Source organism: Pseudomonas sp. HMSC066A08, assembly GCF_001813025.1.
GTDB classification, from domain to species: Bacteria; Pseudomonadota; Gammaproteobacteria; order Pseudomonadales; family Pseudomonadaceae; genus Pseudomonas; species Pseudomonas aeruginosa.
In genome coordinates, this window is sequence record NZ_KV811330.1 from 38,048 (window position 1) to 52,451 (window position 14,404).

The window sequence follows — 14,404 nt, forward strand, 5'->3', positions numbered from 1 at the left end:
GGCTGCGCCCGCCAGTCGAGGCCGCGACGGATGCCGCGGGCGCAGAGCTTCCAGGCGAAGCGCAGGCTCATCCGGCGACCGCCAGGCGCTCGCCGGCCGGTGCCCAGCCCAGCGCCGGGGCGACGTCCCGCGCGAGGCTTTCCAGGCGGCGCAGCACCTGGGTCTGGGTCGAGCTTTCCGACTGCACCACGGCGATGAAGTAGTCGGCATAGGGCAACAGCGATGGATCGCCGCGTAGGCTGGCAACGACTTCCGCGGGATCGCCGTGGTGGACGTTGAGCAGGCGCAGGTGGCTTTCCAGGTCGGCGGCTTGGTCGATCAGGCCTTCGCGGATCAGGCGCGGGACATGCAACTCGATGTCCGCCGCCAGTTCGGCGCGTGCGCGCACCTTGTCCTCGGCGGGAAATACCGCGCGCACCACGCCTATGCGTGGTCGCCGCGTCGCGTCCTGCCAGGCGCCGAGGTAAGCCTCGGCCAGCGGCTTCTGCACCGTCAGCGGATCGTGGGTGGCGGTGCCCAGCAGCAGGCCGTTGCCCTGTCCGGCTGCATGGATGGCGCCCGCCGTGCTGCCGTGGGAGTGCCAGAGCCTTTCACGCAGCCCTGCCGCCGGCGGATGCAGGCGCAGCCGAGCGGTGCCGGGCAAGGGCGCGCCGAGCAGGGCGTCCTGTAGCGTACGCTGTGCCCGCTGGAAGTCGACCTGACGGTTCCCGGCCTCGCGGCCGAAGGCATTGAATATCTCCAGGTTGGCGCCGCCGCTGCCCAGCCCTAGTTGCAGGCGCCCGCCGCTCAGCGCGTCGAGCACCGCGGCGTCTTCGGCCAGGCGCAGGGCGTCCTCCAGCGGCAGTGTTATCACCGCAGTGCCCAGCTCGATGCGTCGGGTGCGCGCGGCGATGGCGGCGAACAACAGCAATGGCGAAGGCAACTGGCCGAAACCGCCGCTCAGGTGGTGCTGGGCGATCCAGCCGCCGTCGAAGCCGAGGGCCTCGGCGACTTCGAACTGTTCCTGCAGGTCGCGATAGACCTGCCGCGGGTCGCTGCCGAAGGCGTGGCTGAGGAAGCCGAGCTTGAAGGTCCGCGCAGACGTGAAGGGGGGAGTGCTCATGCCGGGATCTCCTGGGTAAGGGGACGTCGCTGGCGCGCTTGCCAGCCCAGCGCCGGGGCGATATCGCGAGCCAGCGTTTCCAGGTAGCGCAGGGCCTCGGTGAAGCCGGTGGAGGTGGTCTGCACCTGGACGATCAAATGGTCGTCGGCGCCCAGTGGCGCATCCTGGCGCAACTGTTCGGCGATCTTCACCGGATCGCCATGCAGCACGCCGAGAGCGTCGAGCACGGCTTCGAAGCCTTGTGCAGGGTCGGCGTGGCCGATGCCGATGCGCCGCTGGCGTTCGACGTAGGCGAGGATGTCCCGGCGCAGGCTCGAATCGCGGGCACTCGCGTCGCTGCCAGGAAACACCGCTCGCACCAGGGCGACACGCGGTGCGCTTGGATGAGCGGGATTCCAGGCCGCTCTGTAGCGCTCGATGACCTGGCCGCGCGGCTCGGCGTCGGCGCGCGGGTCGGGGGCGAGAATCAGGCCATTGCCGCGCGCCGCGACCTGCTCGACCCGCGAGGTGGCTTCCCACAGCCGATGGGCCAGGCCGTTCGCCGCGGGCCGCAATACGCGGCCCTCGGCGTTCAGCGGAGCGCCGGCGAGCGCCTGGCGCAGGCGTTCCAGGCGTTGGTCGTATTGGGCGTGGCGGTTGTCCAGGCGCTGGCCGAAGGCGGCGAAGCTGTCGGGGTCGAAACCGGCGCCCAGGCCGAGTTGCAGGCGGCCTTCGCTGAGCAGGTCGAGGACGGCGGCATCTTCGGCCAGGCGCAGGGGCTGCTCCTGATTAAGCACGACGATCCCGGTACCCAACTGGATGTGCCGGGTGCGCTCGGCTGCGGCGCCGAGCAGGAGCAACGGCGAGGGCAGGCGGCCATTCTCGCTGGCGAAATGGTGCTGGGCGAGCCAACCGCTGTCGTAGCCGAGATCCTCGGCGGCCTCGAACAGTTCGACGGTCTGCTGGTACAGACGCGGTTCGTATTGCGGCGCGTAGACGCGATTCAGGAAGCCCAGGCGAAAGGTCCGGCGGCTCATGGCGTTGTCTCCTTGGCTGCGTGCTGGCCGAGCAGCGGGGTCAGCATGGCGGCGAGGCCTTCGCTGGCGTCCGGCGTGCCGGGCAGGGCATTGAAAGGACTGAGGGTGAGGTAGCCCCTGGCCACCCACACGGCTTCGTCCTCGGCGTTGCCCGGACCCGGCGGCGGCGACCAGGCGAAGCCGATGCCCGGCTTGCCGGCCAGCTTCGCATCGAATGGTCCGAGGTCATCGCTGTAGCGAGCGTGGAATGGGACATAGCTGCCGATGCGGGTCAGCCGTGCGCCCTGGAGCTTTTCCAGTGGCGGCAGGTTGAGATTGAGGCCGACGCCCCTGGGTAGCAGCGCGCCGCCCGCCTGGCGCTGCCTGGCGAGGGCTGCTACCAGGCGGGCGACGATGGCCGCTACGCGCTGGCTGTCGCGTTCCTCGAGATCGACGCTGACCGCCAGCGCGGGCACGCCGGAAAGCAGCGCTACGCTGGCGGCGTTGAAGGTGCCGGATGCGCTGTTCAGGGCGCCGAGGTTGTTGCCTGGATTGGGTCCGACTATCACCAGGTCAGGGTTCGGCAGGATCTTGTCCAGCCCGAGCAGAACCGCCATTACCGGCGTCGCGCTGATCCGGATGCCCACCTTGCGCCCGGCGCAGTCCGCGCTCTCGCAGATACCGGTTTCGGTAGTGGTGAGGTAGTAGCTGTCCGGGTAGGCCGGGTCGTCGTCGCGGCCTACCCGTGTCTCGCGGCCGAAGAAGAAGGCTCCGCCGCGGGCGCTCTGGTCGCTGTACGGTGCGGCGATGCGCACGTTGTGGCCGTCGGCCTTGAGCGCGGCGTACAGCGCGCGGATGTTCGGATGGCGGTAGCCGTCGTCGTTGCTGAGCAGGATGTTCAGGGCGAAGGCTGGCTGGGCGAGCGCGCAGCCCAGCGCCAGGAGCGGCAGCGGCGATCTCATGCGGCGCTCCCGGCGAAGCGATTGGCCGGACGCGCCAGACCGAGGTTCTCGCGCAGGGTCGCGCCCTCGTATTCGCGGCGCAGCAGGCCGCGCTCCTGTAGCAGCGGCACCACTTCGTCGACGAATACCTCGATGCCGCCGGGCAGGTACGGGAAGAACACGTTGAAACCGTCGCAGGCGCGGGCCTGGAACCAGGCGTCGAAGGTCTCGGCGATGTCCTCGGCGGTGCCGATCACCGGGTTGCCACCGGCCAGCCGCAGGTACAACTGGCGGATCGTCAGGCCCTCGTTGCGCGCCAGCTCCAGCACTTTGTCGCGGCGGCTGCCGCGCTGTCCGACCGGCGTTTCCGGCAACGGTCCGTCGAGGTCGTAGGTGGAGAGGTCGATGTCCTCGCCGAGGGTATCGGCCAGCAGGCGCAGGCCCAGCACCGGGTCGACCAGTTCCTGAAACTCGTCGAACAGCGCCTGCGCCTCGTCCCGGGTACGACCGACGAAGGGCGTGATGCCTGGCAGGATTTTGATCCCGTCCGGATCGCGGCCCAGCGCGGCGGCGCGCTGCTTGACGTCGGCATAGAAGGTCTGGGCGGAGGGGATGCTCTCGGCCATGGCGAAGATCACCTCGGCTACCCGTGCCGCCAGCGCCTTGCCCGCCTCCGAAGCACCGGCCTGGACCAGCACCGGGTGCCCCTGGGGTGGGCGTGCCACGTTGAGCGGTCCGCGCACCGAGAAGAACTCTCCCTTGTGGTCGAGGACGTGCAGCTTGGCCGGGTCGAAATAGCGGCCGCTTGCCTTGTCGCGAAGGAAAGCGTCGTCTTCCCAGCTGTCCCACAGGCCCTTGACCACGTCATGGAACTCCTCGGCGCGGCGGTAGCGTTCGGCATGGTCGATGTGCGCCTCGCGGCCGAAGTTCCAGGCTTCGTCGGAAACCACCGAGGTCACCAGGTTCCAGGCGGCGCGCCCCTTGGACAGGTAGTCCAGCGAGGCGAACTTGCGGGCGATGTGGTAGGGCTCGTTGTAGCTTGTGGTGGCGGTGGCGATCAGGCCGATGCGGCTGGTGACGGCGGCCAGCGCGGCCATCAGGGTCAGCGGCTCGAAGTGCTCGCCGCGCGCGGTGCGGCTCAGGGCGTCGAGGTGATGGCCCCAGAGGGCGACCACGTCGGCGACGAAGAGGGCGTCGAAGCGGCCACGCTCGGCAGTCTGTGCGACGCGCTTGAAGTAGTCGAAGTCCAGGCTGGCATCCGCCTGGGCCCTGGGATGGCGCCAGGCGGCGACGTGGTGGCCACTGTTGGCGAGGAAGGCGCCGAGCTTGAGCTGGTCGGTACGGCGGGTCATGTCGAGTTCTCCGTTCAGGGCGGGCGCCACGGGGCGACCGCTGGCGGTCGGGTCAGAAGTTGTAGGCCAGGCCCGTGTACCAGTAGCCGCCGGTGGTGCCGTAAGGTGAGAAGTTGCCGTACGGGAACGCGCCGGAGCTGCTCGGCAGGTGGGTGCGCTCGGGGTAGACGTTGAACAGGTTGTTGGCCCCGGCGGTAAGGGTCAGGTTGCGCGTCAGGTGGTAGTCGACGTTGAGGTCGGTGATCCATTGCGGATCGAAGGTGCGATCGTAGGCCTCGTCGGTACCGTACTGGGTGTACTCGCCGTAGCGGGTCAGGTTCAGGCTGACCTCGAACTGGCCGATGCTCCAGTCGGCGCCGAGCAGCAGGCGCGACTCGGGCTGGCCATGCCTGAGGTTGCCCTGGCGCTGGCGGTCGTAGCCGCCGTCGGGACCGAGCGCGGCACGAGCCACCGAGGAGGCGTGGATCTTGTCGATCTCCGTGGTATTCCAGTTGAAGCCGGCGTTGTAGCGGATGCTGCCGTAGGCGCCGAGGTCCTGGCGGTAGTCGCCGACGATATCGACGCCGCGGGTGGTGGTATCCAGCGCGTTGGTGAAGTAGGTGACGTACTGGTTGGGGTTGAGCCCCGCGCCGGCAAGGATCGCGCGGATCGCGTCGGTGCCGCCGAGGTAGCCGGTCTGGGCGATACGGTCGCGGATCTTGATCTGGTAGGCGTCGATGGTGACGCTGCTGGCCGGGGTCGGCTGCAGGGTCAGGCCGATGCTGTAGTTGGTCGACTTTTCCGGTTTCAAGGTCGAGGCACCCAGCGCCGTGGCGACGTCGGAGTCCACCGCCACGTTGCGGTAGTCCAGCAGGTTGCCGTTGACGCTGCTCTGCGAGGTCGAGCTGTAGATCTGCTGGGCCAGCGACGGCGCGCGGAAGCCGGTGCTGGCGGTACCGCGCAGGGCCAGGATCGGGGTCAGCTGGTAGCGGCTGGAGAACTTGCCGTTGGTGGTCACGCCGGAACCGTCGTTGTAGTGCTCGTAGCGGCCGGCGAGATCGACGTGCCACTTGTCGGTGAGGTCCTGGCCGATCTCGCCGTAGCCGGCGTAGCTGGTGCGACTTCTCCTGGCGGCATCGGCCGGAGTGGTGCCGGCGCCGGAGATGGTTCCCGGAGGGATCAGCGCGCCGCTGGCCCCGTGGGTGTAGTCGCCATAGCCATAGGAGGCGTACTCGCCCTTGCCGATCTTGTAGTTCTCGTAGCGATGCTCAAGCCCCCAGGAAACCTGCGTGGGATGGGACAGGCCGAGGTCGAAGGCGCGGGTCAGGTCTAGATTGGTGGTCCATTGGCTGAAGGTCTTCACGCCGGTGTCGACGTTGGTCGGCGAGGCCGCGCCATAGCTGAGGTTGTAGGTGTCGGTCAGGGTCGCGCGGGCGTGGTCCTGGCCGTAGGTGGTGGACAGGTCGTAGTCCCAGCCTGCCGCCTGGCCCTTGCCGCCGAACGCGGCCTGGAAGTCGTTCTCGATGAACCGCAGGTTGTCCTCGATGCCCTCGGGGTAGGGTGTCGGGATGCCATCGAAGCTGGCCGGCTGGTGGAACGCCAGGGGCTTGGAGGATTCGCGGTTGGTGTACGTGGAGAAGGAGTACAGGGTCAGCGCGTCGTTCACCGGCAGCTCGGCGTTGTAGCCGAGGCTGAAGTTCTCCACCTTGGGTAGACCGGTGCCGTAGTAGGTGTGCTGCAGGCTGGTATTGCCGGCGGAGTCGGTGTAGGGCGCGTTGTCGGAGCGGTCGGAGAGGTTCTGGTGCTTGTAGTCCAGCGCCAGGTTGACGAAGCCCTGGTTGGGCAGTTCGAAGCCGATGTTGCCGCTCTGGCGGGCGGTCTCGCCGTCGCCATTCTCGTAGTTCTGTCCGTAGGTGGTGGACAGCCGGCCGCCGTGGTCGGTCTGCTTGAGGACCACGTTGATCACCCCGCCGATGGCGTCGGAGCCGTACTGCGCCGAAGCGCCGTCGCGCAATACCTCGACATGGTCCACCAGAGCGGTGGGAATCATATCGAGGTCCACCGGCTGCGAGCCGGAGTTCAGGTAGGTACCGTTGTTGAGCAGGGCGCTGTTGTGCCGGCGCTTGCCATTCACCAGCACCAGCACCTGGTCGCCATTGAGACCGCGCAGGCTGATCGGCCGCACCACCGAGGTGGAGCCGAAGCCGGAAGAGGCCGGCAGGTTCAACGAAGGCAGCACGCGGCTCAACGCGCGGGTCAGGTCGCCCTGGCCGGTGGCCTCAAGTTGCGAGCTGGAAATCACATCGACCGGCGACGGGCTGTCGGCGAGGGTACGCGCCTGGCCCCGGTTGCCGACCACCACCACGGTGCCCAGGCGATTATCGGCGCCGGGCCCGGCGGCGGCTTCGGCGGCAAGCGCCGGCACGGCCTGGGCGATGGCGAGGAACAGGAGACTGTGGCTGTACAGCGTGCGGGCGGCGTAGGCGCTCCGGGCACGGATGACTGGTTTCATGGGTGCGCTCCAAGGGGTTGGCTCCCGGCTGGCTCCCTGCTGGGTGGCCGCGGCGGGTTATCGTGGCGTCGGCGGGGTGCCGCGCTGGCGAACGGCTTGTTGCTGGGAGGGACTGGTCGCGATCAGTCGGAAGGCAGGCTCAAGCTCATGCCGGCTGCTCAGGCAAGCGTTATGCCATTCTGGAAAGGCCTTTTTTTTCAATGCCTTGTGCGGGGTATCGAAAATTCCCTGCTGGGTTTGCAACACGGCCGTTCCAGGCTGTTGATTTTCCCCCAGGGCCAATGTGCCCGCCGGGGTCCGCGCGTCCTATGCTGGATTTGCAGCAGCCCGCGCCGGGGCTTGCCCATTCCGTCCCGGGCCGCTCTGGCACAGGCCTTGCTCCGGCGCTGCGGCATCGCCCCCTTCATTTCCCTGCCTGGAGAAACCCATGCCCGGACCCGGCCCGCGCAACCTGATCACCGATATTCCCGGCTTGCTGGTTGGCCATGCCACCGACGAACGCGTGCGGACCGGCGTCACCGTGCTACGCCCGGAGCGCGCCTGGACCGCCAGCGTGGACATCCGCGGCGGCGGGCCCGGCGGCCGCGAGTCCGCAGCGCTGGAACCGCAGAACATGGTCGGACAGCTGCATGCACTGGTGTTCTCCGGTGGCTCCGTGTTCGGCCTTGGCGCGGCCGACGGGGTCAGTGCGGAACTCTCCGCGAGCGGTATCGGCCTGCACCTGAAGGCCGGCGCGCCAGCCATACCCATAGTCCCGGCGGCGGTGCTGCATGACCTGGCCAACGGTGGCGACAAGGGCTGGGGCCTGGAGCCGCCGTATCGTCGACTGGGACACGAGGCGCTGGGCAACCTGCGGGCGGAGTTCGCGCTTGGCGCGGTGGGGGCCGGCCGCGGCGCCATGGCCGGCGTGCTGCCGGGCGGACTGGGTTCGGCCTCGCTGGATCTGGGCGATGGCCTGCTGGTCGGCGCGCTGGTGGTGGCCAACCCCATCGGCAGCGTCTACATGCCCGACGGCGAGACATTCTGGGCCTGGCCCTGGGAGCAGGCGGGCGAGTTCGGCGGACGCCAGCCCGGGCAACGGATGGACTGTAGCGAGCCGATGCCCGAGCTGTCGCGGCTGGATTCCATGGGACGCCTGCAGGCTGGCGCCAATACCACGCTGGCGGTGGTGGCCTGTAACGCCCGGCTGAGCACCGCCGAGTGCAAGCGCCTGGCGATCATGGCCCAGGACGGCATTGCCCGCGCGGTGCGCCCGGCCCACCTGCCATTCGATGGCGACAGCCTGTTCGCCATGGCCTCCGGCGAACGCGAGTTGGTGGACGGCCAGCGGCGCCAGGTCGAGCTGTCGCGGATCGGCTCGGCGGCGGCCGACTGCGTGGCGCGGGCCATCGCACGTGGCGTCTACCTGGCAGGAGCGACGCGCGCCCTGTAGGCGCGGCGGTCTTCCGCCGGGTTGTGCGGCGCCTTTTTCCTCTCCTGGGGTGGGGAAGGGGCGCTTCCCAGGTCGGACGCGCTTCTAGAGGTAGGGATTCCCGTCCAGCGCACGCTGCACACGACGCGCCGCGCGCGCGGCTTCCTGAGGCAGCCCGAGGGCCGTGTAGACCTTTTCCAGGTGGCGATTGCCGGGTACGTCCAGGGCATCGTAGCGCCGCCGTAGCTCGAGTGCTTGCTGCGCCGCCAGCCAGTCGCCGCCCTGTAGCTGCGCATCCAGTTCGATCAGTGCGAAGAGGTCGCGCTGGGCGTGGCTGCCGCCGATCTCATGGAGTCTCGGCAAGGCCTGGCCCAGGCGCCTGGCTGCCAGTGGATAGTCGCCGTGGGCATGGGCATGCAGCCCTTCGGCGGCGGGCAGGGTGACGTCGGCCCAGGCCGCCCGGCTGAAGGCCGGTGCCTGCCGGGCTTGGCGACGCAGCGCCTCCAGCAGTTCGCCGGCCTCGTCCTGCCCGGCGCGGGCCAGGCCATAGAGGTATTGCAGGCTGAGGAAGGGTTGCACGACGTCGCCGCGTCGCTCGCGCAGATAGGGCAGCAGCGCCTGCCAGCGCGGTCCGACGTCGATCCCCGCCAGTTCCAGGCGGGCCAGCAGCGAAACGGCGCCGATCTGGTCCTGGGAATACTCGGGAAAGATGCCCCAGACGTGCCGGTCGTAGATATCCAGCACGCGCTCCTGGTTGCCCCGCGCCAGATGGAACAGCGCCAGGTGCCACCAATTGTGGGTATACATGAAGGAATTCAGCCCCTGCCAGCCGCCGCTGGCCTCCTCGAGAAAGCGCGTACCTTCCTCGATCCGCCCGCGGGTCAGCAGCACATGGGCCAGGGCATGCTGCGCCCAGGGTTCGTCGGGCAGCAACTGCAGGGCATGGCCCGCAGCAGCCTCGGCTTCATCCAGCAGGTGGCATTGTTCGTAGGCGAAGGCCAGCATGCCGTAGGCCTGGGGCACGTCCGGCGTACCGTCCACGGCCTTGAGGGCGATACGCAGCATGGCCGGCGAGTTGCCGCGGTTGAACTCGAAGTACTGGTTGAGCTTGGCCGCCAATAGGTCGCGCGGGTTCTCTTCCAGAGCCAGTTCGCTGAGGCGCAGCGCTTGCGCCAGGTCGTCCGCGCTCCAGGCCGCCAGCAACGCCCGGTAGCGCTCCGCGCGGGGAATCCCGCGGCCGGCAGCGTGGGCGCGTTGCAGGTAGCGGGCGGCGAGGGCAGGGGCCTGGGGCGATTCGGCGAACATCATGAGCAGGCCGGCGAAAGCGTTGGCCAGTATCGATCCGGGCTCGCTGTCGGCGCCGGCGAGGATACCTTCCGCGCGGGTCTGGTAGGCGAGCATGCCGCCGGTGAAGTCATCGATGGCCTGGCGGGTAGCCTCGGAGGAGCTGTCGATGGGGTTGCCGAGATAGTCCTGGGTCATGCGCTGAAGTTCCTCGGTAGAAGATCCAGCCTAGTCGCAAGCCCTGTGCCAGGCCCGCGCGCCGCGTGGTCCGGCGGCGGACGGAGGAGGGCTGCTGCTTTTCAGGCAATGCGCCGGCGCGATTGTCCGATTTGCACCAGTCGAATCCTTCCGGTTTATCACGAGGCCCCTGGCCACCGGCGCTCCGCCCCATGGCACAGCGCTTGCTCATGCCCCTAGCCAAGCCCAATCGCGGCGTCGATCCAGAGGAGCCAGCATGACCAGTCCCACTTTCCGCCTCGCGCCCCGGCGTTCCCGCCATGCCCGGTTGCTCGCCGGCTTGCTGGCGGCCGGCCTGGCCATGGCGGGTGCCGCCTCGGCGGAACCGACCCGCGGCGGCCAGCTCGACCTGGTGGCCCAGCCGGAGCCGCCGTCGCTGTCCCACGCGGTGGTCAGCCACGTCGCCACTCAATACGTCGGCGGCAAGATCCTCGAAGGACTGATCACCTTCGACACCGAGCTGAAGCCGCAGCCCGTGCTGGCGCGCAACTGGAGCGTCGCGGCGGATGGCCTGACCTATACCTTCGAATTGCAGCCCGACGTGAAGTGGCATGACGGACAGCCGTTCGGCGCCGACGACGTGGTGTTCAGCTTCAGCGACTTCTACCCGCAGGTGGACAAGCGCATGGCGAGCATCTTCGCCGAATATGTCGACAGCGTGCAGGCCAGGGGCGATAGCCAGGTCGTGTTCAGGCTGAAGAAACCCTTCTCGCCGCTGCTCTCGGCCCTGGGCAGCGGCCTGCGACCGATCGTTCCCAGGCACCTCTATGCCGGCACCGACTACCGCAGCAACCCATACAACCTAAAGCCGGTGGGCACCGGGCCCTTCGTCTTCCAGGAGTGGAAGCGCGGCGCCTACATCCGCCTGGCGCGCAATCCGGACTACTGGCACAAGGGCCTGCCGTACCTGGACGGGATCGTCTACCACGTGATACCCGACGCCGCCGCCCGCGCCGCCGCCTTCGAGCGCGGCGAGGTGCAGGTGCTGCGCAGCGGTGATGCCGACTACGCCGACCTCGCGCGGCTGTCTCGCCTGCCAGGCGTAGCCCAGTCGGAGAAGGGCTACGAGCTGTACCCGGGACAGGCCTTCCTGCAGATCAACACGCGCAAGCCGGGACTGGACAATCCCAAGGTCCGCCAGGCGATCCTCTACTCGCTGAACCGCCAGTTCATCGTCGACAATATTTTCTTCGGCACCGGACGCGTCGCCAGCGGTCCTTTCCTCGGCGCCTTCCACGACCCACAATTGCCGCAGTACGGCTTCGACCCGGCGAAGGCCAAGGCGCTGCTCGCCGAGTCGGGAGCGGACGTGGGCAAGCTGCGCGTGCGCCTGCTCAACGGCGAGAAGGGCGGTGCCTGGGAGCGTCTGGCCGAGTACACCAGGCAGGCGTTACGCCCGCTGGGGATCAAGGTGCAGGTGGCGACCTCCGACGCCGCCACCTGGTACCAGCGGGCGAGCGACTGGGATTTCGACCTGACCTACAACTTCATCTTCCAGATCGGCGATCCCTACCTGGCCACCGCCTACCTGTACCGCTCCGACTACATTCTCAAGACCTCGCCCTTCGCCAACATCACCGGCTACAGCGACCCGGGCGCCGACGCGCTCTGGCAGCGCATCGCCGACACCGGCGAGGGCCCGCGGCGACGGGCGCTGTATGCCGAGCTGGAACGCAAGCTCAACGATGACCTGCCGATCGCGCCGATCTTCGAGATGCGCTTCCCCACGCTCTACCACCAGCGCGTGCACAACCTGATCCGCAGCGCCACAAGCCTGAACGACAGCTACGCCGAGGTCTACCTGGAGCCCGCCGCACAATGAGCCTGCTGCTGTATGCCGGAGCGCGCCTGGGACGGGCACTGGCGCTGATCGTCGCGGTGCTGGTCGGTGCCTTCCTGTTGCTGCGCCTGGCGCCTGGCGATCCGGCGCTGCTGATGGCCGGCGAGGCGGGCAGCGACGACGGCGAGTACATCGCCCGGTTGCGCGGCGAGATGGGCCTGGACCTGCCGTTGACGCTGCAATTGTGGCGTTATCTCGGGCAGGTCGCGCAGCTCGACCTGGGCTATTCCTACCGTAACCAGGAGGGCGTCTGGCCGCTGATCGCCGAGCGCCTGCCGGCCACCCTGGTGCTCATGGGGTCGGCGTTCGCCGTCTCGCTGAGCCTGGGCGTAACCCTCGGCGTGCTGGCGGCGCGCAGCCAGCAGGGCAGCGGGCGGCTGGACCGCCTGATCGGTCGTGCGGTCTGGGTGCTGTTCGCCACCCCGCCGTTCTGGCTGGCGCTGCTGCTGGTGCTGCTGTTCTCCGTGCGGCTCGGCTGGTTGCCGGCCTTCGGCATGCAGAGCGTCGGCGCCGAACTCTCCGGTTGGGGCTGGTTGGCGGACCGCCTTGGCCACCTGGCGCTGCCGTGTCTGTCTTTGGGGTCATGCCGAGATAAGGGGAAAATTCATTCATTTGGAATGTAAGCCATTGCTCTGAAAGGCTTTCTATCCGGCAAGCGCTGGCTTGCACCTCATGGTCTATCTTTTCCGTCTGGTTCAAGGAAAGGAGTGACACATGGCATCCCTCGAACGTACCGCCTACCCTGTTTTGTCGCGCTCCTATTCGAGGGCCGAGCTTCAGCGTGAATTCAGCTTCTCCGAGGAAGAAGTCACGTGGGTCAAAAGTCGCTCTAATGCAGCATTCCGACTGAATCTCGCTGTTCTGTTCAAGACTTTTCAGGTACTCCGATACTTTCCAGAAATCGCTGAAGTGCCGGAGCCAGTTGTCGATTTCATCCGCACACAAATAGGTCTACGCAGCAAGGTTGCGCTATCACCCTACAAGTGGATGCAGCTTTACCGCCATATGAGTGCCGTTCGGGAAAAACTTGGGGTTCGACCGTTCTACGGCTCGGATGGTCAAGACATAGCATCCACGCATGCACAGTTGATGGCTCCCCTCCTCGAACAGCGCGCTGACATTATTAATGCGATCATTGACGAGTTGCTGCGCCAAAACTACGAGCTGCCCGCCTATTCGACCTTGAATGACCTAGCAGAAGCCGCTCGTGCAGAAGCACAAGAGAAAATCTTCAACCTTGTGGTAGCCAGAGCTCCAATCAAGGTGATCTATAAGCTAAGGGATCTTCTCGACACGGACTTCGGGCGTCGGCAGAGTGACTTCAACACACTCAAACAGGCACCCAAGAAACCCTCGCGCAAGCATCTGGAGGTACTGATCGACCACCTAGCCTGGCTAGAGAGTTTCGGGAAACTGGATGCCATTTTTGATGGGATCGTCGATACGAAAATTCGCCACTTTGCTGCCCAAGCTGCGGCGTCGGATGTATCTGAACTGAAGGACTGCTCGCTGCCGAAGCGTTACACGCTGATGCTTGCTTTGATCTACCGTATGCGGGTGCGAACCCGAGATCACCTGGCCGAGATGTTCATCCGAAGAATCTCCACGATCCACAAACGCGCCAAGGAGGAGCTGGAGCAAATCCAGGCACGTCAACGTCAGAAGTTGGAACAACTGGCGGCCACCTTGGACGGCGTGGTGCAGATTCTGGTTCAAGAGCCGGATGACCAGGAGGCTGGTAGCCTGATTCGAGAATACCTCTCCCCCGATGGCAACATGGATCGGTTGCGAGAGGTTTGTGCTGAAGTTCAGGCCACAGGAGGTAATAACTACTTGCCGCTGATCTGGAGGCACTTCAAGTCCCATCGTTCACTGCTGTTTCGCCTCAGCCACCTTCTCCAGTTGGAGCCCACCACCCAGGATCGCTCACTTATCCAGGCGCTTCAGCTCATTCAGGACAGTGAGAATCTGCACCGTGAATGGATCGATGAGCATGTCGACTTGTCGTTTGCATCAGATCGCTGGGTGAAGATCGTGCGTCGCCCTACCAGTGAAGGGCCGCCTACCAACCGACGTTATCTGGAGGTCTGCGTGTTCTCCTACCTGGCCAGTGAACTGCGCTCGGGTGATCTGTGCGTGCAGGGATCGGAATCCTTCGCCGACTACCGTAAACAGTTGCTGCCTTGGGAAGAGTGTCTCCAGCGGCTACCGGCATACTGCGAGAAGGTGGGCCTTCCTACCACAGCGAAGGAGTTTGTCGCCTCGCTCAAGAGCCAGTTGGAGGAAACCGCGCAACAGTTAGATGACAAGTTCCCTTCCTGTCGAGGGGATGTGTCGATCAACGATGCAGGCGAGCCGGTACTGCGGCGGGTGATGGCACGGGACATCCCGCCTTCAGCCATCTCGCTACAGACGGCGCTTATGCAGCGTATGCCAGCCAGGCACGTGCTGGACATTATGGCCAACATTGAGCACTGGATTCAGTTCACGCGGCATTTCGGACCGATGTCCGGCAACGAGCCAAAGCTCAAAGAGCCGGCCGAGCGCTACCTGATGACGATCTTCGCCATGGGCTGCAATCTCGGTCCCAGCCAGGCCGCGCGGCATCTGGCCGGTAATGTCACACCGCATATGCTGTCCTATACCAATCGCCGCCACCTCTCGCTGGAGAAACTGGACAAGGCTAATCGCGAGTTGGTGGAGCTCTATCTGCAACTTGGTCTGTCCCGGGCTGAGTGGACACTGACTTAA

The 14,404-nt window shown here is 66.6% G+C and carries 9 protein-coding genes and 1 pseudogene; 4 read left to right on the forward strand and 6 right to left on the reverse strand.

Features of this window, described 5'->3' with window-relative positions; genetic code table 11:
• Window positions 1-67 precede the first annotated feature (67 nt).
• Genes HMPREF2886_RS22265 through HMPREF2886_RS22285 form a run of 5 tightly spaced genes read right to left on the reverse strand, consistent with a single transcriptional unit; the run spans window position 68 to window position 6,881 of the window.
• Complete coding sequence (locus HMPREF2886_RS22265; protein ID WP_033968302.1) at window positions 68-1,102, reverse strand: LLM class flavin-dependent oxidoreductase; 1,035 nt, start codon at window positions 1,100-1,102, stop codon at window positions 68-70.
• Window positions 1,099-2,118 (reverse strand): LLM class flavin-dependent oxidoreductase, encoded by a 1,020-nt coding sequence (locus tag HMPREF2886_RS22270; RefSeq protein WP_033968301.1) that lies wholly within the window; start codon window positions 2,116-2,118, stop codon window positions 1,099-1,101. Before HMPREF2886_RS22270 ends, HMPREF2886_RS22265 begins: the two co-directional genes overlap by 4 nt.
• Entirely contained in the window at window positions 2,115-3,059 is a 945-nt protein-coding gene (locus tag HMPREF2886_RS22275) for a 5'/3'-nucleotidase SurE (RefSeq protein WP_070748390.1), read from the reverse strand. Before HMPREF2886_RS22275 ends, HMPREF2886_RS22270 begins: the two co-directional genes overlap by 4 nt.
• Window positions 3,056-4,390: an LLM class flavin-dependent oxidoreductase gene (locus tag HMPREF2886_RS22280; protein ID WP_033968300.1), complete on the reverse strand. Its 1,335-nt coding sequence runs from the start codon at window positions 4,388-4,390 to the stop codon at window positions 3,056-3,058. Before HMPREF2886_RS22280 ends, HMPREF2886_RS22275 begins: the two co-directional genes overlap by 4 nt.
• A gap of 52 nt (window positions 4,391-4,442) precedes the next feature.
• Window positions 4,443-6,881, reverse strand: coding sequence for a TonB-dependent receptor plug domain-containing protein (locus tag HMPREF2886_RS22285; RefSeq protein ID WP_114232660.1), 2,439 nt, complete (start codon window positions 6,879-6,881; stop codon window positions 4,443-4,445).
• Window positions 6,882-7,308: 427 nt separating this feature from the next.
• Here HMPREF2886_RS22285 and HMPREF2886_RS22290 point away from each other — a divergent pair, with 427 nt between their 5' ends.
• On the forward strand, window positions 7,309-8,313 hold the full coding sequence (locus HMPREF2886_RS22290; RefSeq protein ID WP_070748392.1) for a P1 family peptidase: 1,005 nt from the start codon (window positions 7,309-7,311) through the stop codon (window positions 8,311-8,313).
• Between the two features lie 84 nt (window positions 8,314-8,397).
• On the opposite strand, the gene HMPREF2886_RS22295 is transcribed toward HMPREF2886_RS22290, so the two are convergent.
• Window positions 8,398-9,774, reverse strand: a complete 1,377-nt coding sequence (locus HMPREF2886_RS22295; RefSeq protein WP_033968298.1) for a tetratricopeptide repeat protein — start codon at window positions 9,772-9,774, stop codon at window positions 8,398-8,400.
• 340 nt (window positions 9,775-10,114) lie between these two features.
• On the opposite strand from HMPREF2886_RS22295, the gene HMPREF2886_RS22300 reads away from it, so the two are divergent.
• The 3 genes and pseudogenes from HMPREF2886_RS22300 to HMPREF2886_RS22310 all read left to right on the forward strand — a co-directional run.
• Window positions 10,115-11,635, forward strand: a complete 1,521-nt coding sequence (locus HMPREF2886_RS22300; RefSeq protein WP_371915124.1) for an ABC transporter substrate-binding protein — start codon at window positions 10,115-10,117, stop codon at window positions 11,633-11,635.
• Complete coding sequence (locus tag HMPREF2886_RS22305; RefSeq protein WP_070748396.1) at window positions 11,632-12,276, forward strand: ABC transporter permease; 645 nt, start codon at window positions 11,632-11,634, stop codon at window positions 12,274-12,276. Before HMPREF2886_RS22300 ends, HMPREF2886_RS22305 begins: the two co-directional genes overlap by 4 nt.
• A gap of 91 nt (window positions 12,277-12,367) precedes the next feature.
• Window positions 12,368-14,383, forward strand: a pseudogene (locus HMPREF2886_RS22310) (Tn3 family transposase); the annotation flags it as partial.
• Window positions 14,384-14,404: the final 21 nt, after the last annotated feature.